The sequence below is a fragment of the Pseudomonas alcaligenes genome (assembly GCF_041729615.1).
GTDB classification, from domain to species: Bacteria; Pseudomonadota; Gammaproteobacteria; order Pseudomonadales; family Pseudomonadaceae; genus Aquipseudomonas; species Aquipseudomonas alcaligenes_B.
On record NZ_CP154874.1, the window covers coordinates 1,447,711 to 1,474,244 of the forward strand.

Here is a 26,534-nt window from a genome sequence, read left to right on the forward strand (position 1 = left end):
AAAAGCGGCAAACGCCCGGCCGCGCACATGCGGGGCCGGGCGTCGCGTGTTGCAACTCGCGCTTAGAGCGTACGAGCCACCTGGACCTTCTCGAACACCTCGATCTTGTCCCCGACCTTGACGTCGTTGTAGCTCTTCACGCCGATACCGCACTCCATGCCGTTACGCACTTCGGCGACGTCGTCCTTGAAGCGACGCAGGGATTCCAGCTCGCCTTCGAAGATCACCACGTCGTCGCGCAGCACGCGGATCGGACGGTTGCGGTAGACGGTGCCCTCGATGACCATGCAGCCGGCGATGGCGCCGAACTTCGGCGAACGGAACACGTCGCGCACCTCGGCGGTGCCCAGGATGTTCTCGCGCACGTCGCTGCCGAGCATACCGGTGAGCGCCTTCTTGACGTCCTCGATGATGTCGTAGATGACGTTGTAGTAGCGCAGGTCGATGCCTTCCTGCTCGACGATCTTGCGCGCACCGGCATCGGCACGCACGTTGAAGCCGAACAGCACGGCATTGGAGGCCAGCGCCAGGTTGGCATCGGACTCGGTGATACCACCGACGCCGCCACCGATCACGCGCACCTGGACTTCCTCGTTGCCGAGGTCGGCCAGGGCACCCTGCAGGGCCTCGAGGGAGCCACGCACATCGGACTTGAGCACGATGTTGAGGGTCTTCTTCTCGTCCTGGCCCATGGTCTCGAAGATGTTCTCCAGCTTCGAGCTGTGCTGGCGGGCGAGCTTGACCTCGCGGAACTTGCCCTGGCGGAACAGGGCGACTTCGCGGGCCTTCTTCTCGTCAGCCACCACCATCATTTCGTCACCGGCATCCGGGGTGCCGTCCAGGCCGAGGATCTCGACCGGGATGGACGGACCGGCTTCCTTGATGGTCTTGCCGTTCTCGTCGAGCATGGCGCGCACGCGGCCGTAGTTGACGCCGACCAGCACCATGTCGCCCTGGCGCAGGGTACCGTCCTGCACCAGCACGGTGGCCACCGGGCCGCGGCCCTTGTCCAGGCGCGATTCGACCACCACGCCGCGGCCCGGGGCCGCCGGAGTGGCTTTCAGCTCGAGCATCTCGGCCTGCAGCAGCACTGCCTCCAACAGCTCGTCGACGCCGGTACCGGCCTTGGCCGAAACGGGCACGAACGGGGTATCGCCGCCCCACTCTTCCGGGATCACATCCAGCGCGGCCAGGCCGTTCTTGATGTTGTCCGGGTTGGCTTCCGGCTTGTCCATCTTGTTCACCGCAACCACGATCGGCACGCCAGCCGCTTTCGCGTGCTGCACCGCTTCCTGGGTCTGCGGCATCACGCCGTCGTCAGCCGCCACCACCAGGATGACGATGTCGGTGGCCTTGGCACCACGGGCACGCATGGCGGTGAACGCGGCGTGGCCGGGGGTGTCGAGGAAGGTGACCATGCCGCGGTCGGTTTCCACGTGATAGGCACCGATGTGCTGGGTGATACCGCCGGCTTCGCCCGCGGCCACCTTGGCGCGACGGATGTAGTCGAGCAGGGAGGTCTTGCCGTGGTCGACGTGACCCATCACGGTCACCACCGGCGCACGGGAGAAAGCCTCGCCTTCGAACTTCAGCGACTCGGCCAGCTGCTCTTCGAGGGCGTTCTCGCTGACCAGCTTGACCTTGTGGCCCATTTCCTCGGCGACCAGCTGCGCGGTCTCCTGGTCCAGGACCTGGTTGATGGTCACCGGGGAGCCCATCTTGAACATGAACTTGACCACTTCGGCGCCCTTGACCGACATCTGGGCGGCCAGCTCGGCAACGGTAATGGTCTCGCCGATCGCAACTTCGCGCACTATAGGTCCTGTCGGGCTCTGGAACCCGTGCTGATTACGCTTCTTCGGCTTCATCCGGCCGCCACGGCCACGACGGAAGTCATCGACTTCCTCGTCGGTGCTACGCGGAGCGACACGCGGAGCCGGTGCCTTGTCTTTCAGGGTCGGACGGTGCTGAGCATGCTTGCGGTCGCGGCGCTCGTCATCGTCGCTGCGCACAGGCTTGTCCTTCTCGGCGCGACGCGCCTCTTCCTTCTTGCGCTCCACGGCCGCAGCAGCGGTTTCGTTGACCACCACGGCGGGGGCCGGCGCATCAACGCCCGCAGCAGGCGCAACAGCGGCCAGGGCAGCTGCATCCTGCTGCTTGCGGGCTTCCGCCTCGGCCTGTTTGCGCGCCTCTTCCTCGGCCTTCAGGCGCGCGGCCTCTTCGGCGGCACGCTGCTCTTCCAGCTCGCGCTGCTTCTCGGCCTCGATTTCGGCCGGGCTGCGTTTGACGTAGGTCTTCTTCTTGCGCACTTCCACGCTGATGGTCTTGCTACCGGCAACCTTCAGGGTGGTGGTGGTCTTGCGCTGCAGGGTGATCTTGCGCGGCTCTTCCAGCTTCTCGCCGTGGCTGCTCTTCAGATGGGCCAGCAGGGCCTGCTTCTCGTTATCGGTCACCACTTGCTCGGCACTGGTGTGCGGCAGTCCCGCCTCACGCATCTGCTGCAGCAGGCGCTCCACCGGTGTGTCGACCACTTGGGCCAGTTCTTTCACCGTGACTTGCGTCATGCATTTCTCTCCTCAGGCCGCAACCGCTTACTCGAACCAATGGGCTCGGGCGGCCATGATCAGCTTGCCGGCACGCTCTTCGTCGATGCCGTCGATGTCGAGCAGGTCGTCGATCGACTGCTCGGCCAGGTCTTCGCGGGTAACCACACCACGCACCGCCAGTTCCTGGGCCAGGGTCTTGTCCATGCCGTCCAGGGACAGCAGGTCTTCGGCCGGTTGCGCATCGGCCAGTTTCTCTTCGTTGGCGATGGCCTTGGTCAGCAGACGATCCTTGGCACGAGCACGCAGTTCGTTGACGATGTCCTCGTCGAAACCGTCGATGCTAAGCATCTCCTCCATCGGCACGTAGGCGATCTCTTCCAGGCTGGTGAAGCCTTCCTCGACCAGTACCTGGGCCAGCTCCTCGTCGACATCCAGCTCTTCGACGAAGCGCTGCAGGATGTCGCCAGTCTCGGCCTGCTGCTTGGCCTGGATGTCGGCCTCGGTCATCACGTTCAGGGTCCAGCCCGTAAGCTGACTGGCCAGGCGCACGTTCTGGCCACCGCGACCGATGGCCTGGGCCAGGTTGTCCTCGGCCACGGCGATGTCCATGGCATGGGCATCTTCGTCGACGATGATCGCCGCCACTTCGGCCGGAGCCATGGCGTTGATCACGAACTGGGCGACGTTCTCATCCCACAGCACGATGTCTACGCGCTCGCCACCGATCTCGCCGGAAACGGCCTGTACGCGCGAGCCACGCATGCCGATGCAGGCGCCCTGCGGATCGATACGCTTGTCCTTGGAGCGCACGGCGATCTTGGCGCGCGAACCCGGGTCACGAGCGGCGGCCATCACTTCGATCAGACCTTCGGCGATTTCCGGAACCTCGATGGTGAACAGCTCGATCAGCATCTGCGGCGCAGTGCGCGACAGGATCAGCTGCGGACCGCGGTTCTCGGTGCGGATCTCCTTGAGCAGGGCGCGCACGCGGGCGCCGACACGGAAGGTTTCGCGCGGGATGATGTCCTCGCGGGCCAGCAGAGCCTCGGCGTTATTGCCCAGGTCGACGATCACGCTGTCGCGGGTGACCTTCTTCACGGTGCCGGAGATGATCTCGCCGACGCGCTCGCGGTAGGCATCGACCACCTGGGCACGCTCGGCCTCGCGCACTTTCTGCACGATCACCTGCTTGGCGGTTTGCGCGGCGATGCGGCCGAACTCGATGGACTCGACAGGCTCCTCGATGACATCGCCGACCTTGGCGCCGGGCTGACGCTCCTGGGCCTGCTCCACGGTCAGCTGGGCCGCCGGGTTCTCCAGATCGTCTTCCTCGACCACGGTCCAGCAGCGGAAAGTCTCATAGCTGCCGTTATGACGATTGATCGCCACGCGCAGCTCGACCTCGTCATCGAAACGTTTCTTGGTCGCTGTCGCCAGCGCCAGTTCCAGTGCCTCGAAAATCACACCGGCCGGTACGCCTTTTTCGTTGGATACCGACTCTACAACCAGCAGTACTTCTTTACTCATCGTACGCCTCGCCTTTCGCAATCCATTGGACCCGCGGGATCCGCGTCTCAGTCAAAACGGGGGATAATATTGGCCTTGTCGATCAGATCGATCGGCAACAGGAATTCGTGGTCATCCACCAGCACCACCACGTCCTGCTCCTCCACTCCGCGGAGGAGGCCCTGGAAATTGCGCCGCCCGTCGAAGGGCGAACGCAGCTTGATCTTCACCTGCTCTCCGGCATGCTGGGCGAACTGCTCGAGAGTGAACAGCGGCCGATCCATGCCCGGCGACGACACCTCCAGGGTGTACTCACTGCTGATCGGATCCTCGACATCCAGCACAGCACTGACCTGGCGACTAACCACCTCGCAGTCGTCTACCAGAATGCCGCCTTCGCGATCGATATACACACGCAGCAACGAATGCCGCCCCTGGGAAATGAACTCGATCCCCCAGCACTGGTAGCCGAGAGACTCGACCACCGGGGCCAGCATGGCCTGCAACTGTTCCAGCTTGCTCGACACCCGAAGCCCTCCGCGCATGTCGTAGAAATAAAAAATGGGCGAAACGCCCATCCATCGTGCCGCCCGACCAGAGTCGGCGGCGGACTGTCCAGCTAGCAAAAAGCCCCTGAAAAGGGGCTTCACTACTACTGGTTGCGGGGGCTGGATGAACCAACGACCTTCGGATAGTGAATCCGACGAGCTACCAGACTGCTCCACCCCGCGCCAAAGCTGGGCCAGAAGTATACGGATCATGACCCACAGGGTCAACCAACGCCCTGGAAACGACAGAGCCCGCGAAAGCGGGCTCTGTCTTGTATGGTACCGAGGAGGGGACTCGAACCCCTACAGCCTATGGCCACTACCACCTCAAGGTAGCGTGTCTACCAATTCCACCACCTCGGCAAAGAGGGTATTACTTCTGCTCCGGAGCCTGCGGAACATCAGCCTGTTCGACTGCCGTCTTCTGCTCTTCGAGCACCGGAACGTCTTCGACGGCCGGCTTCTGCTGCACCTCGAGAACCGCCGGATCCGGCAGACCTTCTTGCGTCAGCATATCAGCTTTTTCTTTAGCAAAATACGCTAAGCCCAAGCTGGTAATGAAAAAAACCGTAGCGAGTATAGCAGTAAAGCGACTCAGAAAGGTAGCGGAACCTTGGCTACCGAACACGGTGGCCGACGCACCGGCACCGAAGGATGCACCCGCATCGGCACCCTTGCCCTGCTGGATCAGCACGAAACCGACGACCCCGAGAGCCACCAACAGATGCAACACAACAACGATGGTTTCCAGCATTTTCTCAGTTTCCTGCAGCGCGACAGATCGCACCGAACTCATCCGCATTCAAGGAGGCTCCACCAATGAGCCCCCCATCGATATCCGGCATGCCGAACAGCTCGGCAGCATTGGCAGCCTTCACACTGCCGCCATACAGAATCCTCAAACCGCGCGCCACTTCAGCACTTTCGGCAGCTAGCTGTGCGCGAATTGCCGCATGCACTTCCTGCGCCTGCTGCGGGGAGGCGGTCAGTCCGGTGCCTATGGCCCAGACCGGCTCGTAAGCCACTACGGCACTGGCAAACGCCCCAACGCCCAACTCATCGATGACACTACCCAGCTGGGCAGACACCACCGCCAGAGTCTGGCCGGACTGCCGCTGCTCCAGCGTCTCCCCCACACACAGCACGGGTACCAACCCACAGGATTGGGCCGCCGCAAACTTACGCGCCACCTGATCATCGCGCTCGCCAAGAACCAGACGACGTTCGGAGTGACCAACCAACACCATGCTGCAGCCCGCATCGGCCAGCTGACTCGGCGCAATCTCTCCAGTCAGGGCACCCTGCATAGGCTCGACCGCAGAATTCTGCGCACCAACCGCGATTGCCTTGCCTTCGAGACCGACCAGCACCTGACCGATATACAGACAGGGGGGCATTACCGCGACCTCAACACCTGTCGGCAGCGCCAGCTGGCGCAAACCCTTGATCAGCTCTGCGACGCTGGCGCGGGTACCGTGCATTTTCCAGTTACCAGCTACCAGGGGGCGACGCATGCCGAACCTCGTCGTTCAAAGTGGGCGCAGATGTTACCCAAGAGCCTCCACCCTCGCAAGCCGATTCAGGCACAAACCTCGGCAACTACCTTGGCCAGCTCCTCAGCATAGGCACGCACCTGTCGCTCGTCGTCACCCTCGACCATTACTCGCACCAGCGGTTCGGTTCCGGACTTGCGCAGCAACACACGACCACGCCCAGCCATGCGCTCGGTCACGCGCGCGCAGGCTTCCTGCACCGCCGGATGTTCGACCGGGTCGACCGAGCCATTCAGGCGAACATTGATCAATACCTGAGGACACTTGCGCAGTGCCTGCCGGGCCTGCGCCAGATTCACATCGGCACGCTTGAGCGCCATCAGCACCTGCAGCGCAGCGATGATCGCATCCCCCGTGGTGGTGTGCTGGCAGCACACCAGATGCCCCGAGTTCTCGCCACCCAGCTGCCAGTCGCGCTCCTGCAGCTCGGCCATCACATAACGATCGCCAACCTTGGCGCGCACAAAGGGGATGCCCAGCTCGACCAGGGCCAGCTCCAGGCCAAGGTTGCTCATCAACGTTCCGACCACCCCGCCCTGCAGCTTGCCGCGCTCCAGCAGATCGCGCGCGATGATGTAGAGCAGCTCATCGCCATCCACGGCAGCACCGGTATGGTCGACCATCAGCACGCGATCGCCATCGCCGTCAAAGGCGATACCCAGATCCGCCTGCTGCGCCAGCACTTCAGCCTGCAGTGCCTCGACGTGCGTCGAACCGCAGTTATCGTTGATGTTTAGCCCATTGGGCTGCGCAGAGAGCACGGAAACCTGGGCGCCCAGCTCGCGAAACACGCTGGGCGCAACCTTGTAGGTGGCGCCATGGGCGCAGTCGATGACCAGCTTGAGCCCGGCGAAACTGGTGCTGCTCGGCACGCTGCTCTTGCAGAACTCGATGTAGCGACCCGCCGCATCGTTGATGCGCGAGACCTTGCCGAGCTGCTCGGACTCCACCACCGTCATCGGTTGGTCGAGCAACTCCTCGATCATCAGCTCGATCTCGTCCGGCAGTTTTTTACCCTTGCCGGAGAAGAACTTGAAACCGTTGTCATGATGCGGATTGTGCGAGGCGCTGATGACGATACCGGCCTCGGCCTGAAAGGTACGAGTCAGGTAGGCGATGGCCGGCGTCGGCATCGGCCCCAGGAGCATCACATCCGCACCAGCCGCAACCAGGCCTGCCTCCAGGGCCGACTCGAACATGTAACCGGAAATCCGCGTGTCCTTGCCGATCAGAATGCGGCATTTACCCTGCTTGCGAAAAGCCATGCCGGCCGCCCATCCCAGCTTGAGAATGAACTCGGGCGTGATGGGAAACTGGCCGACATGACCGCGAATACCGTCGGTGCCGAAATACTTTCTGCCCATAGTCACTCCAATTTCCTATTCTGCTGCCTGCACGGCGGCGACCATGCGTACCGCATCGACCGTTTCGGCGACATCGTGAACCCGCAGGATACAGGCCCCCTTCACCACTGCCAGTGCGGCAAGGGCGAGGCCACCAGCCAATCGATCGTGCACCTCGCGCCCAAGCGCCTGGCCGATCATACTCTTGCGCGAAACTCCGACCAGCAACGGCCGCCCCAGCTCGTGCAGCGCCTCCAGATGCTTGAACAGGCTCAGATTGTGCCCGAGCGTCTTGGCAAAACCGAAGCCCGGATCGAGAACCAGTCGTTCCGCAGGGATGCCGGCAGCGGCGCACTCGACCATGCGCTGAGCCAGGAAATCGCGCACCTCGCCCACCACATCCTGATACTGCGGATTCTGCTGCATGTTGCCCGGCTCACCCAGCATGTGCATCAAGCAGACCGGCAACCCGGTGTCGGCCGCGGCTTCCAGGGCGCCATCACGACGCAGTGAACGCACGTCGTTGATCAGGCCCGCACCAAGACGAGCCCCCTCACGCATGACAGCAGGAGTCGAAGTATCGAGGGAGATGATCACGTCCAGCTCGGCAGCGATGGCCTCGACCACCGGTGCCACCCGCTCGAGCTCCTCGACAGGGGAGACCGGCCGCGCACCGGGACGGGTTGACTCGCCCCCTACATCGATCAGGGTGGCACCAGCCGCCACCATCGCGGCGGCATGACGCAAGGCAGCGTCACGCGCAGCGAAACGGCCACCATCGGAAAAGGAGTCGGGAGTGACGTTGAGGATGCCCATCACCTGAGGCTGGGCCAGATCGAGCATCCGGCTGCCACAGGGCAGCCGGAGCGGGTACTGCGGAAGAATCATGTGCGGGCCTTAGTGCTCACCCGCCGGGCCGCCGATCGGGGTCTCCGGGCGCTCGGCCTGCTCCTTGGATGCCGGAGTCCCGGAACCACCCTGCCAGTCACGCGGCTCGCGCGGAGTACGACCAGCCATGATGTCGTCGATCTGGTCGGCGTCGATGGTTTCGTACTTCATCAGCGCGTCGGCCATCATGTCGAGCTTGTCGCGATTCTCTTCCAGCAGGCGCTTGGCAGTACCGTAGCAGCCATCGATGATGCTGCGCACCTCCTCGTCGATGGCCTTGGCGGTCTCGCCGGAAACGTTGGCGTGCTGACTGCCGGCGCTGCGACCGAGGAATACCTCACCCTCCTCCTCCGCGTACATCAGCGGACCGAGCTTCTCGGACAGACCCCACTTGGTCACCATGTTCCGCGCCAGACGCGTGGCGCGCATGATGTCGTTGGAGGCGCCGGTGGTGACGCCATCGAAGCCCAGGGTCATCTCCTCGGCAATACGACCGCCGAACAGCGAGCATATCTGGCTGGTCAGGGCGCGCTTGGACAGGCTGTAGCGATCCTCTTCCGGCAGGAACATGGTCACGCCCAGAGCGCGGCCGCGCGGAATGATCGACACCTTGTAGACCGGATCATGCTCGGGCACCAGGCGCCCGACAATGGCATGGCCGGCCTCGTGGTAGGCGGTGTTGAGCTTCTCCTTCTCGGACATGACCATGGATTTGCGCTCGGCGCCCATCATGATCTTGTCCTTGGCCAGCTCGAACTCCTTCATTTCCACCAGGCGCTTGCTGGCACGGGCGGCGAACAGCGAAGCCTCGTTGACCAGGTTGGCCAGGTCGGCGCCGGAGAAGCCCGGGGTACCGCGGGCAATCACGGCCGGCTCGACGTTGTCGCCCACCGGCACCTTGCGCATGTGCACTTTCAGGATCTGCTCGCGACCACGGATGTCCGGCAGGCCAACCACCACCTGGCGGTCGAAGCGGCCCGGACGCAGCAGCGCGGGGTCCAGCACGTCCGGACGGTTGGTGGCTGCGATGACGATGATGCCATCGTTCATCTCGAAGCCGTCCATCTCCACCAGCAGCTGGTTGAGGGTCTGCTCGCGCTCGTCGTGACCACCGCCCAGACCGGCGCCACGATGGCGACCGACGGCATCGATCTCGTCGATGAAGATGATGCAGGGCGCATGCTTCTTGGCCTGCTCGAACATGTCGCGCACGCGGGAGGCGCCGACACCGACGAACATCTCGACGAAGTCGGAACCGGAAATGGTGAAGAACGGCACCTTGGCCTCACCGGCGATGGCCTTGGCCAGCAGAGTCTTGCCGGTACCGGGCGGACCGACCATCAGCACGCCGCGCGGGATGCGCCCGCCGAGGCGCTGGAACTTGCCGGGATCACGCAGGAACTCGACCAGCTCGCCGACTTCTTCCTTGGCCTCGTCACAACCGGCGACGTCGGCCAGGGTGGTCTTGACCTGATCTTCGGAGAGCAGGCGCGCCTTGGACTTGCCGAAGCTCATCGGGCCGCCACGACCACCGCCGCCGCCCTGCATCTGGCGCATGAAGAACATGAACACGGCGATGATCACCAGGATCGGGAAGCTGGCGACCAGCAGCTGGGTCCAGATGCTCTGGCGCTCCGGCTGCTTGCCGACGATCTCGACGTTGTTGTCGATCAGGTCCTTGATCAGGCCACGGTCCTCGATAGCCGGACGCACGGTCTCGAAGGTGGTGCCATCGAGATTCTTGCCGCTGATGATGTAGCCATCGACAGTGACCTGCCGGACCTTGCCTTCCTGGACCTGCTGGATGAACTCGGAATAGTTCAGCTTGCCGGCTTCGCTCGGGCTGGAGAAGTTGTTCATCACCGTGACCAGGACGGCTGCGATGATCAGCCACAGGATCAGGTTCTTTGCCATGTCGTTCAATTCGCTACCCTCGGAAACGAGCCCCGTCCTGAAACACGCTTCACATGACGGCTGGTGGATTACCAACCTAACTTACTACACAACCCGCCGCGGCAGGCAGGGACCGTCTGTAACCCTTTATGAGACCTCGATCATCGGACCCGTCCGGCAAGCCAGCGGTTCCAGTCTAGGCGCCCTGGAAAACCCAGGCCAACCGAGTACCGCGGCAGCTCGCCCCCGCATCCCGCAGAACAGCCACGCGACGAGCGGAAACCCTCACCGCACTCATATTGGGGCCATGCTGCAAATCACAAGGCCCACAGGCTCCGCATAGCGACGCAATGCACCCTCACCAATGCCACATTCCCGCCCCGAATAGAAACGGGCGTAGCCGTGCCGGCTCGGGTAAACTATGGGGTTTTCGGCCGGCGCACCGGCAACAGGATGGTCAATGGCTAGGGCCAACCCGTCCAGCAGGGCCGACTTCCATAGCAACAGGGTCAGATTATGGCGCTTACCAACGAACAGAAGAAACACTTCAAATCTATCGGTCACCACCTGAAACCGGTATTGATCGTGGCCGAGAACGGCCTGACCGAAGGCGTGCTGGCCGAACTGGAGCGCGCACTCAATGATCACGAGCTGATCAAGGTGCAGTTCCGCCTGACCGAGCGCGATGATCGCCGCGCCCTGATCGACGAACTGGCCGCCGTCAGCCGCTGCGAGCTGGTCCAGGTGATCGGCAAGATGGCCCTGATCTACCGCAAGAACCCCAAGCCGAACAAGAACCTGTCGAACATCCATCGCTATCAGGCCTGATAGCGACCCGCCCTACTCGCTCCGCTGCCCCGGCAGCGGTTGCAGCACCAGCACCAGGCCGCACAGAGCCAGCACCAGGTAGTTGAACTGCAGCCAGCGCTGGGCATCCGGCAGCCAGTGGCGCACGACGAAGAAGGCCGCAGCCATGCCCAGCACCACCAGCAACAGCTGACCGCGCATGTCGCGCCACAGGCTGGGCAGCCCCTCGGCCTGAGCCAGCACCATGCCCTGCAACAGCGCGCAGAAGGCGGCGAAGCCGATCAACAGCGGCGCCAGCACGCTGCTGATCTCGGCGATCAGCAGCGGCGCCAGCCCCAGCTTTTCCAGCGCCGGCAGCATGACGAAATGCAGCAGCCAGAGGCCGCCGACCCAGAAGGTCTGGGCCAGCTGCCAACTGATGCTGCCAGCACGCAGCGGTCGCTGACGCTTAAATATGGCGGACTTCGACAATCTCGTACTCGACCAGGCCGCTGGGGGTCTGAACCGCCACCACGTCACCCTCCTCCTTGCCCACCAGGGCGCGGGCGATGGGCGAACTGACCGACAGCTTGCCGACCTTGATGTCGGCCTCGTCCTCGCCGACGATCTGGTAGGTCACGGTCTCGTCGGTATCGCAGTTGGCGATGTCGACGGTGGTACCGAAGATCACCTTGCCGCTGTGCGGGATGGTGGTGACGTCGATCACCACCGCATGCTGCAGACGCCCCTCGATATCGCGGATACGCGCCTCGACCATGCCCTGCTCCTCGCGGGCGGCGTGGTATTCGGCGTTTTCCTTGAGGTCACCCAGCTCACGAGCCTCGGCGATCGCCTGGCTGAGTGCGGGGCGGCGCACCTTGGTCAGATGTGCCAGTTCCTCTTCCAGGGCGCGCGCGCCCTGGACGGTCATGGGGTACTTGTTCATGCCTTGATTCCTGCATGCAGATCCTGCAGCCGGCGCACGGTCTTCTCGGGACCGAACTTGAGTGCCTCGCAGACCGCCTGCCCCGCCGCGATGGTGGTGGTGCAGTAGATCTTGTGCTGCAGAGCGTTACGACGGATCGAGTAGGAGTCAGCGATGGACTGACGCCCCTCGGTGGTGTTGATGATCAGGGTGACCTCGTCGTTCTTGATCATGTCGACGACATGCGGACGACCTTCGGTCACCTTGTTCACCCGGCGCACCGGCAGACCGGCCGCCTCGATCACTTTGGCGGTGCCAGCAGTGGCGACCACCTCGAAGCCCAGCGCCACCAGGTCACGCGCTACCTGCACCGCCTGCTCCTTGTCATCCTCGCGCACACTGATGAAGGCGCAGCCGGAGTTCGGCAGGATCTCGCTGGCACCGACCTGAGCCTTGGCGAAGGCTTCGCCGAAGCTGTCGCCGACGCCCATAACCTCGCCGGTGGACTTCATTTCCGGGCCGAGGATCGGGTCGACACCCGGGAACTTGGCGAAGGGGAACACCGCTTCCTTGACGCTGAAGAACGGCGGGATGATTTCCTTGGTGTAGCCAACCTCGGCCAGGCTCTTGCCGGCCATGACCCGGGCGGCCACCTTGGCCAGCGACTCGCCGACGCACTTGGAGACGAACGGCACGGTACGCGAGGCGCGCGGGTTCACTTCGATGACGTAGATGTCCTCACCCTGCACGGCCATCTGCACGTTCATCAGGCCGACCACGCCGAGCTCCAGGGCCATCTTCTTGACCTGCTCGCGGATCTCGTCCTGGATGTGCGCCGGCAGAGAGTAAGGCGGCAGCGAGCAGGCGGAGTCGCCGGAGTGCACGCCGGCCTGTTCGATGTGCTGCATGATGGCGCCGATCACCACGGTCTCGCCGTCGCACACCGCATCCACGTCCACTTCGATGGCGCAGTTGAGGAAGCGATCCAGCAGCACCGGGCTGTCGTTGGACACTTTCACCGCTTCGCGCATATAGCGCTTGAGCTCTTCTTCCTGGTAGACGATTTCCATCGCCCGGCCGCCCAGCACGTAGGACGGACGCACGACCATCGGGTAGCCGATGCCCTTGGACAGGGCCAGGGCCTCGTCTTCGCTGCGCGCGGTGGCGTTGGCCGGCTGGCGCAGGCCGAGGCGCTGGACCATCTGCTGGAAGCGCTCGCGGTCTTCGGCGCGATCGATGGCCTCGGGGCTGGTGCCGATGATCGGCACGCCGGCCTCTTCCAGGGCACGACAGATCTTCAGCGGGGTCTGACCACCGTACTGCACGATCACGCCTTTCGGCTGCTCGACGCGGACGATTTCCAGCACGTCTTCCAGGGTCACCGGCTCGAAGTACAGGCGGTCGGAAGTGTCGTAGTCGGTGGAGACGGTTTCCGGGTTGCAGTTGACCATGATGGTCTCGTAGCCGTCTTCACGCATGGCCAGCGCCGCGTGCACGCAGCAGTAGTCGAACTCGATACCCTGGCCGATGCGGTTGGGACCGCCGCCGAGGATCATGATCTTGTCGCGGGTCGACGGCGCGGCCTCGCACTCTTCCTCGTAGGTCGAGTACATGTAGGCGGTGTCGGTGGCGAACTCGGCGGCGCAGGTGTCGACGCGCTTGTACACCGGCAGCACTTTCAGCTTGTGGCGATGGGCACGCAGGCTCTTCTCGGAGACGCCGAGCAGCTTGGCCAGGCGCGCGTCGGAGAAGCCCTTGCGCTTGAGCTTGAACATCAGGTCGTAGTCGATGGCGGACAGGCCGAGGGTCTTGACCTTCTCCTCGTCCTTGACCAGGTCCTCGATCTGCACCAGGAACCACTCGTCGATGCGGGTCAGCTCGAACACTTCGGCCACGCTCTTGCCGGCGCGGAAGGCATCGGCCACGTACCAGATGCGGTCGGCACTGGGCACGGTCAGCTCGCGACGAAGGGTGCTCTCGGCTTCCGGGTCGTTCAGGTCGAGCTTCGGATCGAAACCGGCGACGCCCACTTCCAGGCCGCGCAGGGCTTTCTGCACGGATTCCTGGAAAGTGCGGCCGATGGCCATGACCTCACCCACGGACTTCATCTGGGTTGTCAGGCGGGCGTCGGCCTTGGGGAACTTCTCGAAGGCGAAACGCGGGATCTTGGTGACGACGTAGTCGATGGCCGGCTCGAACGAGGCCGGGGTGCGGCCGCCGGTGATGTCGTTCTGCAGCTCGTCGAGGGTGTAGCCGACCGCCAGCTTGGCAGCGATCTTGGCGATCGGGAAACCGGTGGCCTTGGAGGCCAGCGCCGAGGAACGCGACACGCGCGGGTTCATCTCGATCACCACCATGCGCCCGGTGTTCGGACAGATGCCGAACTGCACGTTGGAGCCCCCGGTTTCCACGCCGATCTCGCGCAGCACCGCCAGGGAGGCGTTGCGCATGATCTGGTATTCCTTGTCGGTCAGGGTCTGCGCCGGGGCCACGGTGATCGAGTCGCCGGTGTGCACGCCCATCGGATCGAAGTTCTCGATGGAGCAGACGATGATGCAGTTGTCCTTCTTGTCGCGGACCACCTCCATCTCGTACTCCTTCCAGCCGATCAGCGATTCGTCGATCAGCAGCTCGCTGGTCGGCGACAGATCCAGGCCGCGGGCGCAGATTTCCTCAAATTCTTCACGGTTGTAGGCGATGCCGCCGCCGGTGCCGCCCATGGTGAAGGACGGACGGATGATGCAGGGGAAGCCCACCTGCTCCAGCACGCCGTAGGCTTCTTCCATGTTGTGCGCGATGCCGGAGCGCGGGCAGGCCAGGCCGATGCTCTTCATGGCCTTGTCGAAGCGCGAACGGTCTTCGGCCTTGTCGATGGTGTCGGCGTTGGCACCGATCATCTCGACGCCGAACTTCTCCAGGATGCCGTGCCTTTCCAGGTCCAGGGCGCAGTTCAGCGCGGTCTGGCCGCCCATGGTCGGCAGCAGGGCGTCCGGACGCTCCTTCTCGATGATCTTGGCCACGGTGGCCCACTTGATCGGCTCGATGTAGGTGGCGTCGGCCATGGCCGGGTCGGTCATGATGGTGGCCGGGTTGGAGTTCACCAGGATGACGCGGAAGCCTTCTTCCTTCAGGGCCTTGCAGGCCTGGGCGCCTGAGTAGTCGAACTCGCAGGCCTGGCCGATGACGATGGGGCCGGCGCCGAGAATCAGGATGCTTTTGATGTCTGTACGTTTTGGCATGTTTCTTACTCGAATCCTTGGGTCAGTCGGCGGGGCTTAGCGGCGCTTGGCCATGGCTTCGATGAAGCGATCGAACAGCGGGGCCACGTCGTGCGGGCCGGGACTCGCCTCCGGGTGACCCTGGAAGCTGAAGGCCACCTTGTCGGTGCGCTCGATGCCCTGCAGGGTGCCGTCGAACAGCGACTTGTGGGTGGCGCGCAAGTTGCCCGGCAGGCTGGCTTCATCCACGGCGAAACCGTGGTTCTGGCTGGTGATCATCACCACGCCGGAATCCAGGTCCTGCACCGGGTGGTTGGCACCGTGGTGGCCGTGGCCCATCTTCAGGGTCTTGGCACCAGAGGCCAGGGCCAGCAGCTGGTGACCGAGGCAGATGCCGAACACCGGGATGTCGGTGGTGAGCACTTCCTTGATCGCAGCAATGGCGTAGTCGCACGGCTCGGGGTCGCCGGGGCCGTTGGAGAGGAACACGCCGTCCGGGTTCAGTGCCAGCACATCCTTGGCCGGGGTCTGCGCCGGCACCACGGTCAGGCGGCAGCCGCGCTCGACCAGCATGCGCAGGATGTTGACCTTGACCCCGTAGTCATAGGCGACCACGTGGTAGGGCAGCTCGCTGGCGGCGATTTCCGGGTGGCTGTCGGTCTGCAGGTTCCACACGCTGGAACGCCACTCGTAGCGCTCGGTGCAGCTGACCACCTTGGCCAGGTCCATGCCCTTGAGGCCGGGGAAGCTGCGCGCCAGTTCCAGGGCCTTTTCCTCGGTCGCGCCTTCGCCAGCCAGGATGCAGCCGTTCTGCGAACCCTTCTCGCGCAGGATGCGGGTCAGGCGACGGGTGTCGATGCCGGCGATGGCGACGGTGCCGTTTTCCTTCAGGTACTCATCCAGCGGCTGCTTGTCACGCCAGTTGCTGGAGATCAGCGGCAGGTCGCGGATGATCAGGCCGGCGGCCCACACGCGGTTGGATTCGGCGTCTTCCGGCGTGGTGCCGGTGTTGCCGATGTGCGGGTAGGTCAGGGTGACGATCTGCTGGGCATAGGAAGGATCGGTGAGGATTTCCTGATAGCCGGTCATGGCGGTGTTGAACACCACCTCACCAATGGTATGGCCATCGGCACCAATGGCTTCGCCGCGGAAAATGCTGCCGTCAGCGAGTGCGAGTATGGCTGGCTTAGTCAAGAAGACCTCCCTTAGATCTGCTGCTTGTTCAAACGCAGGTTGTAAAAAAGCGGGATGACGTATTGACCGTCACCCCGCTTCTTTATCTGATTCATTCTGCGTAACTTTTAGTGGACACACTAAAGCGGGCAGCTTACAGGAAAAGCCCTTTTCGGTCCAGCAATTGCATGGACCGAAAAGGTATTTCAGTTCAGGCCCAGCACGTCCTGCATGTCATAAAGACCGGCCGGCTGCGCCTGCAGCCACAGCGCCGCGCGCACCGCGCCCTTGGCGAAGGTCATGCGACTGGAGGCCTTGTGGGTGATCTCCACGCGCTCGCCCTCGGCGGCGAACAGCACGGTGTGATCACCCACCACGTCGCCGGCACGCACGGTGGCGAAGCCGATGGTCTCGCGCTCGCGCGCGCCGGTCTGGCCTTCACGGCCATAGACCGCGACCTTGTGCAGGTCACGCCCAAGAGCATTGGCCACCACCTCGCCCATGCGCAGCGCGGTACCGGACGGTGCGTCGACCTTGTGCCGGTGGTGCGCCTCGATGATCTCGATGTCCACCTCGTCGCCCAGCACGCGCGCAGCGGTGTCCAGCAGTTTCAGGCAGAGGTTGACGCCGACGCTGTAGTTGGCGGCGAAGACGATCGGGATCTCCTGCGCGGCCGCCTCCAGCTGCTGCCGCTCCTCCGGCGAGAAGCCGGTGGTGCCGATGACCATGGCCTTGCCGGCGCGCCGACAGATTTCCAGATTCTTCAGGGTCACCGAAGGGTGGGTGAAGTCGATGAGCACGTCGAACTGATCCAGCACGGCATTCAGGTCGCCCACCAGCTGCACGCCCAGCTTGCCCTGCGCCACCAGCTCGCCGGCATCGGCGCCAATCAGACTGCTGTCGGGACGGTCGATGGCGGCGCTCAGCTGCGCGCCCTCGGCCTGGCCGACTGCCTCGATCAGGTTCTTGCCCATGCGCCCGGCGGCGCCCATCACTGCAATACGTCGCATAGCCGAATCCTTAGATGTCACCGAAGAAACGCTTCATCCCATCGAACCAGCCGCTGGCCTTGGGCGAGTGGGAACTGTCGCCCTCCAGCGACTTGCGGAATTCCTCCAGCAGCTCGCGCTGACGCTTGTCCAGGTTGACCGGGGTTTCCACCGCCACCTTGCACAGCAGGTCGCCGGCACCGCCACCACGCACCGGAGCCACACCCTTGCCGCGCAGGCGGAACAGCTTGCCGGTCTGGGTGCCTTCCGGAATCTTCAGTTTGACCCGGCCGTCCAGGGTCGGCACTTCCAGTTCGCCACCCAGCGCTGCGTCGGCGAAGCTGATCGGCACCTCGCAGTACAGGTGCTTGCCGTCGCGCTGGAAGATCGGGTGCTCGCGCACGTTGACCACCACGTAGAGGTCACCGGCCGGCCCGCCATGGGAGCCCGCCTCACCCTCGCCGGACAGGCGGATGCGATCGCCGGTATCGACGCCCGCCGGCACCTTGACCGACAGGGTCTTGCTCTCCTCCACGCGACCCTGGCCGTGGCAGCTGCCGCAGGGGTCGGTGATCATCTTGCCGCTACCGTGGCAGCGCGGGCAGGTCTGCTGCACCGAGAAGAAGCCCTGCTGCATGCGCACCTGGCCGATGCCGCCACAGGTGGTACAGGTCACCGGACTGGTGCCCTTCTTGGCGCCCGAGCCATCGCAGGTCTTGCAGCCAACCAGGGTCGGCACGCGGATGGTCACGGTGGTGCCGCGCACCGCTTCTTCCAGGTCCAGCTCCAGGGTGTAGCGCAGGTCCGAGCCGCGCTGGGCGCCGCCGCGCGAGCCGCCGCGGCCGCCGCCGAAGAAGTCGCTGAACACGTCACCGAAGATGTCGGAGAAGTTGGCGCCGCCGAAACCACCGGCACCGCCACCCATCTGCGGATCGACCCCGGCGTGGCCGTACTGGTCGTAGGCCGAGCGCTTGGCGGCGTCGGAGAGCACTTCGTAGGCCTCGTTGGCCTCCTTGAATTTCTCTTCCGCTGCCTTGTCATCCGGGTTGCGGTCCGGGTGGTACTTCATCGCCAGGCGGCGGTAGGCCTTCTTCAGGTCCGCCTCGCTGGCGCCGCGCTCGACTCCGAGCACTTCGTAATAGTCACGTTTGGCCATAAATCCTCAACACCTCTGATTCACAGGCTCCAGACACGCCAACGCGGGAGCAAGCCCCCGCGCGGAGAATCGCCGACCGCAACGCAGCCGGCTGGCACCCTAGTAAGCGGGGCTTACTTGTTGTCCTTGACCTCTTCGAACTCGGCGTCGACCACGTCGTCGGCCGCATCCTTGGCACCCTCGGCGCCCTGGGCGGCTGCGCCCGGCTGCGGCTGCTCGGCGTACATCTTCTGCGCCAGCGGAGTGGTGGCCTCGGACAGGGCGTTGATCTTGGCCTCGATCTCGGCCTTGTCGTCACCCTTGAGGGCCACTTCCAGGTCGCCGATGGCCTTTTCGATGGCCGCCTTCTCCTCGGCAGTGGCCTTGTCGCCGGCCTCGGTGATCATCTTGCGGGTGGCGTGGACCAGGCCGTCGCCCTGATTGCGGGCCGCGGCCAGCTCCTCGAACTTGCGGTCTTCCTCGGCGTTGGCCTCGGCGTCACGCACCATGCGCTCGATTTCCTCGTCGGACAGGCCGGAGTTGGCCTTGATCACGATGGACTGCTGCTTGCCGGTGGCCTTGTCCTTGGCGGACACGTGCAGGATGCCGTTGGCGTCGATGTCGAAGGTCACTTCGATCTGCGGCACGCCGCGCGGCGCCGGCGGGATCTCGGCCAGGTCGAACTTGCCCAGCGACTTGTTCTGCGCGGCCTGCTTGCGCTCGCCCTGCAGCACGTGGATGGTCACGGCGCTCTGGTTGTCGTCGGCGGTGGAGAACACCTGCGACTTCTTGGTCGGGATGGTGGTGTTCTTCTCGATCAGCGGGGTCATCACGCCGCCCATGGTCTCGATGCCCAGGGTCAGCGGGGAGACGTCGAGCAGCAGCACGTCCTTGACGTCGCCGGCCAGCACGGCGCCCTGGATGGCGGCACCGATGGCCACGGCTTCGTCCGGGTTGACGTCCTTGCGCGCTTCCTTGCCGAAGAACTCGGCGACCTTCTGCTGCACCAGCGGCATGCGGGTCTGGCCACCGACCAGGATCACGTCGTCGATCTTGCTGGCGTCGATGCCGGCGTCCTTCAGGGCGATGCGGCACGGCTCGATGGTACGGGCGACCAGATCCTCGACCAGGGCTTCCAGCTTGGCGCGGGAAATCTTCACGTTGAGGTGCTTCGGACCGCTGGCATCGGCGGTGATGTACGGCAGGTTGACGTCGGTCTGCTGGCTCGAGGACAGCTCGATCTTGGCTTTCTCGGCGGCTTCCTTCAGGCGCTGCAGGGCCAGCGGATCGTTCTTCAGATCCATGCCGGACTCTTTCTTGAACTCGTCGACCAGGTAGTCGATCAGGCGCATGTCGAAGTCCTCGCCACCGAGGAAGGTGTCGCCGTTGGTGGCCAGCACTTCGAACTGGTGCTCGCCGTCGACTTCGGCGATCTCGATCACCGATACGTCGAAGGTACCGCCACCCAGGTCATAGACGATCACGGTGTGGTCGCCCTTGGCCTTGTCCATGCCGTAGGCCAGGGCCGCGGCGGTCGGCTCGTTGATGATGCGCTTGACGTCCAGGCCGGCGATGCGGCCGGCATCCTTGGTGGCCTGGCGCTGGCTGTCGTTGAAGTAGGCCGGAACGGTGATCACCGCCTCGGTGACCGGCTCGCCCAGGTAGTCCTCGGCGGTCTTCTTCATCTTCTTCAGCACTTCGGCGCTGATCTGCGGCGGCGCCATGTCCTTGCCGCCGGCCTGCACCCAGGCGTCGCCATTGTTGGCCTTGACGATCTTGTAAGGCACCAGCTTGATGTCTTTCTGCACCACGTCCTCTTCGAAGCGGCGGCCGATCAGGCGTTTCACCGCGAACAGGGTGTTGTGCGGGTTGGTCACCGCCTGGCGCTTGGCGCTCTGGCCGACCAGGGTCTCGCCATCGTTGGTGTAGGCGATGATGGAGGGGGTGGTACGCGCACCCTCGGCGTTCTCGATGACCTTGACGTTGCCGTTTTCCAGGATGGCCACGCAGGAGTTGGTGGTGCCCAGGTCGATACCGATGATCTTGCCCATGAATATTCTCCGAAACTCTGTCTTTAACCTTGAGTACGTCGCGGCCTGCGGCACACGGCGTCAGCTACTGAATCGCTTGCCCTGTAGATGGGGCCGTTACCGGGTATTTCAAGCCTGCTCGTCGATCGACGGCGGCGGGGTCAGCGGCGCCTTGCTCACCACCACCATGGCCGGGCGCAGCAGGCGACCGTTGAGCAGGTAGCCCTTCTGGAACACCTTGAGCACGGTGTTCGGCTCGGCATGGATGCTCTCCTCCATGGCCATGGCCTGGTGATGCTCCGGGTTGAACGGCGCGCCATGCGGATCGAGCGCCTCCAGCTGGTAGCGCTTGAGGGTGTCGTGGAACAGCTTGAGGGTCAGCTCCATGCCCTCGCGCATGGCCTTGCTCGCCTCGTCGGCGGCGCTGGTCAGCTCCAGGCCGCGCTCCAGGCTGTCGACCACCGGCAGCAGGTCGTTGGCGAACCGCTCCAGGGCGAACTTGTGCGCCTTCTCCACGTCCTGCTCCGCGCGACGGCGCACGTTCTGCAGATCGGCGGCCATGCGCAGGGACTGATCCTGGGCCGCGGCCAGCTGCTCTTCGAGGGTCTGCACGCGAGCGGCCAGATCGTCGCCGGCGGTCGCCTCGGGCGCCAGTTGCTCTTCCGGGGTTGCCGTGTCCAGGGTCTGTTCGTCTGCCATTGGGTCCTCCTGTGAATGCGACAGCGGGTCGTGGCCCGCGCTTCTGGTCGCCTATATGGGGGCCTGCCACAGGGTTTCAAGGGTTATTGCCGAGGCAAAACAAAACACTGTATAAATAGACAGCACAACTTTTGGGAGCGCTCCTCATGCTGGTGCACCTGTCCGTCCACAACTACGCCATCGTCGAACACCTGGACCTCGAACTGCAGCGCGGCATGTCGGTGATCACCGGCGAGACCGGCGCCGGCAAGTCGATCATGCTCGACGCCCTCGGCCTGGCCCTGGGCGACCGCGCCGACAGCGGCGTGGTGCGCCCCGGCGCGGACAAGGCGGACATCCTCGCCAGCTTCGACCTGGAGGACATCGCCGAAGCCCGCGCCTGGCTGGCCGAGCGCGACCTGGACAACGACGGCCCGTGCATCCTGCGCCGGGTCATCACCAGCGAGGGCCGCTCGCGCGGCTACATCAACGGCAGCCCCTGCCCGCTGGGCGACCTCAAGGCCCTGGGCGAGCTGCTGATCGACATCCACAGCCAGCACGAGCACCAGTCGCTGCTCAAGCCGGACACCCACCGCCGCCTGCTCGACGAATACGCCGGCAGCCAGGAACTGGCGCGCCAGGTGCAGCTGGCCGCCCAGCGCTGGCGCCAGACCCGCCAGGAGCTGCAGCGCCTGTCCGCCAGCGGCGACGAACAGCGTGCCCGCCACCAGCTGCTCAGCTATCAGCTGGAAGAGCTGGAAAACCTGGCCCTGGGCGACAACGAGCTGGAACAGCTGGAACAGGAACACAAGACCCTGAGCAACGCCGAGCAGCTGCTCGGCGCCTGCCGCCAGGTCCTCGAGCTATGCAGCGAGAGCGATGCCGGCAACGTGCTGTCGGCGCTGACCGCCAGCCTCAACCGCCTCGGCGGCTTCGCCAACCAGCCCGGCGCCCTGAGCGAGGCGACCAACCTGCTGGCCAGCGCGCAGATCCAGGTAGAGGAGGCGGTCGGCGAGCTGAACCGCTTCATCGACCACTTCGACGCCGACCCGCAGCGCCAGCAACTCCTCGAAGAACGCCTGGACGCCATCTACAGCCTGGCGCGCAAGCACCGCGTGCAGCCCACCGAGCTGGCCGAACTGCAGCAACGCCTGCTCGAGGAACTGGAGAGCCTCAACGCCGACGACGAGGCGGTCGAACGCCTCGGCGAAGAGCTGGCCGCCTACGCACGCCACTACCAGGACAAGGCCGTCGAACTTAGCGCCCTGCGCCAGCAGGCCGCCAGCCGCCTGGCCGAAGCCGTGCAGGTGGAGATGCAGACCCTCGGCATGCCCGGCGGGCGCTTCAGCATCGAACTGCTGCCACTTGGCGGCGAGGAACCGCACCCGCACGGCCTGGAGCAGGTGGAGTTCCTGGTCAGCGCCAACCCCGGCCAGCCGCTGAAGTCGCTGGCCAAGGTCGCCTCCGGCGGCGAGCTGTCGCGTATCAGCCTGGCCATCCAGGTGATCACCGCGCAGACCTCGCGGGTGCCGACCCTGGTATTCGACGAAGTCGACGTCGGCATCGGCGGCCCCACCGCCGAAGTGGTCGGCCAGCTGCTGCGCCGCCTCGGCGAGCGCGGCCAGGTGCTGACCGTGACCCACCTGCCGCAGGTCGCCGCCCAGGGCCACCACCACCTGTTCGTGCACAAGCAGCGCGACAGCGCGGAGACCCGCACCGCCGTGGCCAGCCTGGATACGGCACAGCGGGTCGAGGAAGTGGCGCGCATGCTCGGTGGCGTCGACCTCACCAAGGAGTCCCTGCAGCACGCCCGCAAGATGGTGACCCGCGCCCAGGCCTGAAAACGAAAAAGGCGCCCCGCGGGGCGCCTTTTTCATTGGCTCGCTGTGCGCTTAGCTCTTCTTGCGCACGTAGAGCACCAGGTTGTGGTCGACCAGCTCGAAGCCGTGCTGCTTGACGATGTCCTTCTGCAGCTTCTCGATCTCCGGGTCGAAGAACTCGATCACCTCGCCGGTGTCCACGCAGACCATGTGGTCGTGATGGCCACCGTCGGCCAGCTCGAACACGGCATGGCCGCCGTCGAAGTTGTGGCGCTCGACCAGGCCGGCGGCTTCGAACTGGGTCAGCACGCGGTAGACGGTGGCCAGCCCGACGTCCTCGCCGGCCTCCATCAGGGCCTTGTACACGTCCTCGGCGCTCATGTGGCGCTGGCCGGAAGTGGCGGAGTCGAGCATCTGCAGAATCTTCACACGCGGCAGAGTGACCTTGAGGCCAGCTTTGCGCAGTTCGTTGTTTTCAACCATGGTCAGCTTTCTCGTGGTTGCTGCTTCGCAGCTCCCGTTAATGCGGGTATGATCGGGGTTTAATTTGCCCAGCCAAGATAGTGGAAGTCACCCACCGATGCAAAACACCAAGCTCTTGCTGCCCAGCCTCACCCTCGTGGGTCTGTTCGCGCTCGCCGGCTGTTCGTTTCCCGGGGTCTACAAGATCGACATCCAGCAGGGCAATGTCGTTACACAGGACATGATAGACCAGTTGAAGCCTGGAATGACCCAGCGCCAAGTGCGGTTTATCATGGGCAACCCGCTGATCACCGATACCTTCCACGCCAAGCGCTGGGACTACCTGTACAGCATCCAGCCGGGTGGCCGTCAGCGTTACCAGGAGCGCATCAGCCTGATGTTCGACGGCAATGACCAGCTGATCGGCCTGGCCGGCGACTTCATGCCGGGCGTCAGCCGCGACCAGGAAATCCTCGGCGAAGGCAGCGACACCAGCGTGCAACAGCCGCAGACCGAGGTCCGGGAAGAACCGGCCAAGCCGGGCTCGCTGCTGGAGCAGATCCAGGACGAAGTGGATGCCGCCGAGCCGATCCCGGTTCCCGTGCCGGAACCGCTCGACCCGATGCCGCAGTAATAGCCGGATACGAAAAAGCCCCGCCAAGTGCGGGGCTTTTTCATTGCGGAGCCAACTTCAGTCGTCGCCCGCCTTGGCCGCCGCAGCCTTGGCCGCGCGCTGCTTGCGCACTTCCTTGGGGTCGGCGATCAGCGGCCGGTAGATTTCCACCCGCTCACCCTCTTCCAGTACCCGTTCCTCGGGCCTGGCCACCGCCTTGCCGAATATCCCCAGCGGTGCGCTGGCCAGATCCAGCCCGGGGAAATGCTCGTCCAGGCGCGAGCGCAGCGCCGCTTCGCGCACCGTGGTGCCGACGGGCACGCTCAGGCGCAGCAGCTTCTGCCGCTCGGCCAGGGCATAGACCACCTCGACGCTGATGTTCGGCTTATCCATGCAGTTGCTTGGCCCTCTGACAGAATGCATCGACCAGGGTGTTGGCCGCCTGGTTGAACAGCGGCCCCAGGGTAGCTTTGACCAATGGCCCGGCATAGTCGAAGGTCATGTCCAGGCTGATCTTGCAGGCCTTGTCGCCCAGCGCCTTGAATTCCCAGGTGCCCTGCAACTGGGTGAAGGGCCCCTCTTCCAGCTGCATCTCGATCGACTTGCCCGGCACCAGGCGATTGCGTGTCATGAAGCGCTGGCTGACCCCACCCTTGGCCACGGTCAGGCTGGCGCGCATTGCCTCGGCACTCTCTTCCAGCACTTCGGCGGCCGAGCACCAGGGCAGGAACTGCGGGTAGCTGGCCACATCGTTGACCAGGTCGTAGAGGACCTGCGCCGGATAGGGCAGCAGGGCCGAGCGTTGGATGCGGGTACTCATCAGCCTTGGATTCCTGAACTGCTGCGCCGGCTCGCCGGCGCCACGGAGCGCGCATTGTGCGGAATTCGACCAGCCCCCTCAAGCGCGCCTGTCGCCAGGGCCGCGCCGACTCCCTATAATGCGCGCCCTATGGCCAAGCAGAAGAAACACCCCACCGGAACCATCGCGCTGAACAAGAAGGCGCTGCACGACTATTCCATCGAAAACAAGTTCGAGGCCGGCATCGCCCTGTCCGGCTGGGAAGTGAAGAGCCTGCGCGCGGGCAAGGCCCAGCTGGTCGACAGCTACGTGCTGCTCAAGGACGGCGAGGCCTACCTGTTCGGCGCCCACATCACGCCGCTGAAGACCGCCAGCACCCACGTCATCGCCGACCCGACCCGCACGCGCAAGCTGCTGCTGCACAAGCGCGAGCTGGGCAAGCTGTTCGGCGCCGTGCAGCAGAAGGGTTACGCCTGCGTGGCCCTGGCGCTGTACTGGAAGAAGCACCTGATCAAGTGCGAGATCGCCCTGGCCAAGGGCAAGAAGGAATTCGACAAGCGCGCCACCGAGAAGGAGCGCGATTCCGACCGGGAGATCTCCCGCGCCATGCGCAGCAAGGGCAAGGAAGAATAAGAAAAGGGCGGATATCCGCCCTTTTTCATGCCCGCCCGCACTACAGCCCCTGGCGCCGCTGCGCCCGCTCGAGCCGGCGCGCCTCCTGCTGAGCCTCGGCCAGCACCTCCTGCACATAGTGGATATGCCGGTTGGACAGCTCGCGCGCCTCCTCGGCACGGCGCGCGATGATTGCCTCGAACAACGCCTGGTGCTGCGCGCGCAGCTGATCGCGAGTCTCGTTGCGCTGCAGGTACATGCCGCCGATGTTGGTTACCACGTTGTGCTTGAGCAGGTCGAACAGCCCACGAATGGTGTGCAGCAGCACGGCGTTATGACTGGCCTCGGCGATGGCCAGGTGGAAGCGCGCATCGGCGGCACCCTCCTCCGCCCGGCTGGCCTTGCTGTTCGGCGCATAGCAGCGCTGCAGCTCGTCGAAGGCCGCCCGCAGGCGCTCGTGATCGAGGGCAGTAGCACGCTGCGCCGCATAGAAGGCACAGGAGCCCTCCAGGGTGTGGCGGAACTCCAAGAGATCGCGCTGGGCATCCGGATTGCTCTCCAGCAGGTGCAGCAGGGGATCACTGAAGGTCGATCCCAGCTCGGCTGCCACATAGTTGCCACCGCCCTGGCGGCTGACCAACAAGCCCTTGGCCACCAGTTTCTGGATCGCCTCGCGCAGCGAGGGCCGCGACACGCCAAAGCGCTCGGCCAGCACCCGCTCCGCCGGCAACCGCTCGCCGGCCTTCAGCGTGCCCTCGAGGATCATGGTCTCCAGCTGCCCGACGATGTCATCCGACAGACGGCGCTGACGTACCGGCCCCACTTCCATATCCCGCTCCCACTGGTTTGACCACCTGCATGGCTCTGCTGCCTTGCGTTCCAGCAAGCCTAAAGGTGCAGCCACGGGCGGGCAACCAGAGGCACTTCGACCAAAGTCGCAAGCCATGAAATTGACAGAAGCGCGGCCGGACTTTTACTCTGGCCCAGCCACTTTGTAAATTGGTATTACCAATTATG

At 64.4% G+C, this 26,534-nt stretch carries 24 protein-coding genes and 2 tRNA genes; 4 read left to right on the plus strand and 22 right to left on the minus strand.

Translation table 11 applies throughout. The annotated features are described in order from the left end of the window. Positions 1-62: 62 nt before the first annotated feature. From infB to ftsH, 10 genes are all read right to left on the minus strand, one after another. Positions 63-2,564 carry a translation initiation factor IF-2 gene (gene infB, locus AAG092_RS07025; protein ID WP_110680904.1) on the minus strand — a complete coding sequence of 834 codons (2,502 nt, stop codon included), beginning with the start codon at positions 2,562-2,564 and terminating at the stop codon, positions 63-65. Between the two features lie 27 nt (positions 2,565-2,591). After that, the gene (gene nusA, locus AAG092_RS07030) at positions 2,592-4,073 is read right to left on the minus strand and encodes a transcription termination factor NusA (protein WP_110680903.1); all 1,482 of its coding nucleotides are present in this window, start codon (positions 4,071-4,073) and stop codon (positions 2,592-2,594) included. 47 nt (positions 4,074-4,120) lie between these two features. Further along, positions 4,121-4,579, minus strand: a complete 459-nt coding sequence (gene rimP / locus AAG092_RS07035) for a ribosome maturation factor RimP (RefSeq protein ID WP_110680902.1) — start codon at positions 4,577-4,579, stop codon at positions 4,121-4,123. Between the two features lie 129 nt (positions 4,580-4,708). Further along, positions 4,709-4,783, minus strand: a tRNA-Val gene (locus AAG092_RS07040). A gap of 94 nt (positions 4,784-4,877) precedes the next feature. After that, a tRNA-Leu gene (locus tag AAG092_RS07045) sits at positions 4,878-4,963 on the minus strand. Between the two features lie 10 nt (positions 4,964-4,973). Next, positions 4,974-5,354 (minus strand): preprotein translocase subunit SecG, encoded by a 381-nt coding sequence (gene secG / locus AAG092_RS07050; protein WP_110680901.1) that lies wholly within the window; start codon positions 5,352-5,354, stop codon positions 4,974-4,976. 4 nt (positions 5,355-5,358) lie between these two features. Then, a complete protein-coding gene (gene tpiA / locus AAG092_RS07055) occupies positions 5,359-6,114 on the minus strand; it encodes a triose-phosphate isomerase (protein ID WP_373389117.1) in 756 nt (251 codons plus the stop codon). A 65-nt stretch (positions 6,115-6,179) separates the two neighbouring features. Then, the gene (glmM, locus tag AAG092_RS07060) at positions 6,180-7,517 is read right to left on the minus strand and encodes a phosphoglucosamine mutase (RefSeq protein ID WP_373389118.1); all 1,338 of its coding nucleotides are present in this window, start codon (positions 7,515-7,517) and stop codon (positions 6,180-6,182) included. A gap of 15 nt (positions 7,518-7,532) precedes the next feature. After that, positions 7,533-8,384: a dihydropteroate synthase gene (gene folP, locus AAG092_RS07065; RefSeq protein WP_373389120.1), complete on the minus strand. Its 852-nt coding sequence runs from the start codon at positions 8,382-8,384 to the stop codon at positions 7,533-7,535. A gap of 9 nt (positions 8,385-8,393) precedes the next feature. Continuing rightward, on the minus strand, positions 8,394-10,298 hold the full coding sequence (gene ftsH, locus AAG092_RS07070; RefSeq protein ID WP_110680897.1) for an ATP-dependent zinc metalloprotease FtsH: 1,905 nt from the start codon (positions 10,296-10,298) through the stop codon (positions 8,394-8,396). 495 nt (positions 10,299-10,793) lie between these two features. On the opposite strand from ftsH, the gene yhbY reads away from it, so the two are divergent. Continuing rightward, positions 10,794-11,105, plus strand: a complete 312-nt coding sequence (gene yhbY, locus AAG092_RS07075) for a ribosome assembly RNA-binding protein YhbY (protein ID WP_110680896.1) — start codon at positions 10,794-10,796, stop codon at positions 11,103-11,105. 12 nt (positions 11,106-11,117) lie between these two features. On the opposite strand, the gene AAG092_RS07080 is transcribed toward yhbY, so the two are convergent. The 8 genes from AAG092_RS07080 to grpE all read right to left on the minus strand — a co-directional run bounded on the left by AAG092_RS07080 (position 11,118) and on the right by grpE (position 21,232). Then, entirely contained in the window at positions 11,118-11,519 is a 402-nt protein-coding gene (locus tag AAG092_RS07080; protein WP_373389566.1) for a DUF4149 domain-containing protein, read from the minus strand. 13 nt (positions 11,520-11,532) lie between these two features. Beyond that, complete coding sequence (greA, locus tag AAG092_RS07085; RefSeq protein ID WP_110680895.1) at positions 11,533-12,009, minus strand: transcription elongation factor GreA; 477 nt, start codon at positions 12,007-12,009, stop codon at positions 11,533-11,535. Beyond that, positions 12,006-15,227, minus strand: coding sequence for a carbamoyl-phosphate synthase large subunit (gene carB / locus AAG092_RS07090; RefSeq protein ID WP_373389121.1), 3,222 nt, complete (start codon positions 15,225-15,227; stop codon positions 12,006-12,008). The genes greA and carB overlap by 4 nt, the downstream gene beginning before the upstream one ends. Before the next feature lie 36 nt (positions 15,228-15,263). Further along, positions 15,264-16,400, minus strand: a complete 1,137-nt coding sequence (gene carA / locus AAG092_RS07095) for a glutamine-hydrolyzing carbamoyl-phosphate synthase small subunit (RefSeq protein WP_110680893.1) — start codon at positions 16,398-16,400, stop codon at positions 15,264-15,266. 185 nt (positions 16,401-16,585) lie between these two features. Further along, entirely contained in the window at positions 16,586-17,389 is an 804-nt protein-coding gene (gene dapB, locus AAG092_RS07100; RefSeq protein ID WP_373389122.1) for a 4-hydroxy-tetrahydrodipicolinate reductase, read from the minus strand. Between the two features lie 10 nt (positions 17,390-17,399). After that, positions 17,400-18,524 (minus strand): molecular chaperone DnaJ, encoded by a 1,125-nt coding sequence (gene dnaJ, locus AAG092_RS07105; protein WP_373389123.1) that lies wholly within the window; start codon positions 18,522-18,524, stop codon positions 17,400-17,402. A gap of 113 nt (positions 18,525-18,637) precedes the next feature. Beyond that, a complete protein-coding gene (gene dnaK, locus AAG092_RS07110) occupies positions 18,638-20,554 on the minus strand; it encodes a molecular chaperone DnaK (protein WP_373389124.1) in 1,917 nt (638 codons plus the stop codon). 108 nt (positions 20,555-20,662) lie between these two features. Beyond that, positions 20,663-21,232: a nucleotide exchange factor GrpE gene (grpE, locus tag AAG092_RS07115; protein WP_373389125.1), complete on the minus strand. Its 570-nt coding sequence runs from the start codon at positions 21,230-21,232 to the stop codon at positions 20,663-20,665. Positions 21,233-21,378: 146 nt separating this feature from the next. Between grpE and recN the strand changes: the two genes are divergently transcribed. Then, entirely contained in the window at positions 21,379-23,052 is a 1,674-nt protein-coding gene (recN, locus tag AAG092_RS07120; protein WP_373389126.1) for a DNA repair protein RecN, read from the plus strand. A 51-nt stretch (positions 23,053-23,103) separates the two neighbouring features. Here recN and fur read toward each other — a convergent pair whose 3' ends face one another. Continuing rightward, positions 23,104-23,514, minus strand: a complete 411-nt coding sequence (gene fur, locus AAG092_RS07125; protein WP_110680887.1) for a ferric iron uptake transcriptional regulator — start codon at positions 23,512-23,514, stop codon at positions 23,104-23,106. A 97-nt stretch (positions 23,515-23,611) separates the two neighbouring features. Between fur and AAG092_RS07130 the strand changes: the two genes are divergently transcribed. Continuing rightward, positions 23,612-24,127: an outer membrane protein assembly factor BamE gene (locus AAG092_RS07130; protein WP_373389127.1), complete on the plus strand. Its 516-nt coding sequence runs from the start codon at positions 23,612-23,614 to the stop codon at positions 24,125-24,127. Positions 24,128-24,184: 57 nt separating this feature from the next. On the opposite strand, the gene AAG092_RS07135 is transcribed toward AAG092_RS07130, so the two are convergent. Beyond that, positions 24,185-24,499, minus strand: coding sequence for an RnfH family protein (locus AAG092_RS07135; protein ID WP_110680885.1), 315 nt, complete (start codon positions 24,497-24,499; stop codon positions 24,185-24,187). Beyond that, entirely contained in the window at positions 24,492-24,926 is a 435-nt protein-coding gene (locus AAG092_RS07140) for a type II toxin-antitoxin system RatA family toxin (RefSeq protein ID WP_373389128.1), read from the minus strand. Before AAG092_RS07140 ends, AAG092_RS07135 begins: the two co-directional genes overlap by 8 nt. Positions 24,927-25,055: 129 nt before the next feature. On the opposite strand from AAG092_RS07140, the gene smpB reads away from it, so the two are divergent. Next, the gene (gene smpB / locus AAG092_RS07145) at positions 25,056-25,538 is read left to right on the plus strand and encodes an SsrA-binding protein SmpB (protein ID WP_110680883.1); all 483 of its coding nucleotides are present in this window, start codon (positions 25,056-25,058) and stop codon (positions 25,536-25,538) included. 40 nt (positions 25,539-25,578) lie between these two features. Here the strand turns inward: smpB and AAG092_RS07150 are convergent, their stop codons facing one another. Then, entirely contained in the window at positions 25,579-26,346 is a 768-nt protein-coding gene (locus tag AAG092_RS07150; protein WP_373389129.1) for an FCD domain-containing protein, read from the minus strand. Between the last annotated feature and the right edge of the window lie 188 nt (positions 26,347-26,534).

Excerpts from the sequence above, each read along its gene's own strand:
- tpiA (WP_373389117.1), bottom strand. The coding sequence starts at position 6,114 with ATGCGTCGCCCCCTGGTAGCTGGTAACTGGAAAATGCACGGTACCCGC.
- nusA (WP_110680903.1), bottom strand. The coding sequence starts at position 4,073 with ATGAGTAAAGAAGTACTGCTGGTTGTAGAGTCGGTATCCAACGAAAAA.
- carB (WP_373389121.1), bottom strand. The coding sequence starts at position 15,227 with ATGCCAAAACGTACAGACATCAAAAGCATCCTGATTCTCGGCGCCGGC.
- infB (WP_110680904.1), bottom strand. The coding sequence starts at position 2,564 with ATGACGCAAGTCACGGTGAAAGAACTGGCCCAAGTGGTCGACACACCG.
- ftsH (WP_110680897.1), bottom strand. The coding sequence starts at position 10,298 with ATGGCAAAGAACCTGATCCTGTGGCTGATCATCGCAGCCGTCCTGGTC.
- glmM (WP_373389118.1), bottom strand. The coding sequence starts at position 7,517 with ATGGGCAGAAAGTATTTCGGCACCGACGGTATTCGCGGTCATGTCGGC.
- greA (WP_110680895.1), bottom strand. The coding sequence starts at position 12,009 with ATGAACAAGTACCCCATGACCGTCCAGGGCGCGCGCGCCCTGGAAGAG.
- AAG092_RS07130 (WP_373389127.1), top strand. The coding sequence starts at position 23,612 with ATGCAAAACACCAAGCTCTTGCTGCCCAGCCTCACCCTCGTGGGTCTG.
- yhbY (WP_110680896.1), top strand. The coding sequence starts at position 10,794 with ATGGCGCTTACCAACGAACAGAAGAAACACTTCAAATCTATCGGTCAC.
- dnaK (WP_373389124.1), bottom strand. The coding sequence starts at position 20,554 with ATGGGCAAGATCATCGGTATCGACCTGGGCACCACCAACTCCTGCGTG.
- fur (WP_110680887.1), bottom strand. The coding sequence starts at position 23,514 with ATGGTTGAAAACAACGAACTGCGCAAAGCTGGCCTCAAGGTCACTCTG.
- recN (WP_373389126.1), top strand. The coding sequence starts at position 21,379 with ATGCTGGTGCACCTGTCCGTCCACAACTACGCCATCGTCGAACACCTG.
- folP (WP_373389120.1), bottom strand. The coding sequence starts at position 8,384 with ATGATTCTTCCGCAGTACCCGCTCCGGCTGCCCTGTGGCAGCCGGATG.
- AAG092_RS07140 (WP_373389128.1), bottom strand. The coding sequence starts at position 24,926 with ATGAGTACCCGCATCCAACGCTCGGCCCTGCTGCCCTATCCGGCGCAG.
- AAG092_RS07135 (WP_110680885.1), bottom strand. The coding sequence starts at position 24,499 with ATGGATAAGCCGAACATCAGCGTCGAGGTGGTCTATGCCCTGGCCGAG.
- dnaJ (WP_373389123.1), bottom strand. The coding sequence starts at position 18,524 with ATGGCCAAACGTGACTATTACGAAGTGCTCGGAGTCGAGCGCGGCGCC.
- AAG092_RS07150 (WP_373389129.1), bottom strand. The coding sequence starts at position 26,346 with ATGGAAGTGGGGCCGGTACGTCAGCGCCGTCTGTCGGATGACATCGTC.
- dapB (WP_373389122.1), bottom strand. The coding sequence starts at position 17,389 with ATGCGACGTATTGCAGTGATGGGCGCCGCCGGGCGCATGGGCAAGAAC.
- secG (WP_110680901.1), bottom strand. The coding sequence starts at position 5,354 with ATGCTGGAAACCATCGTTGTTGTGTTGCATCTGTTGGTGGCTCTCGGG.
- grpE (WP_373389125.1), bottom strand. The coding sequence starts at position 21,232 with ATGGCAGACGAACAGACCCTGGACACGGCAACCCCGGAAGAGCAACTG.
- smpB (WP_110680883.1), top strand. The coding sequence starts at position 25,056 with ATGGCCAAGCAGAAGAAACACCCCACCGGAACCATCGCGCTGAACAAG.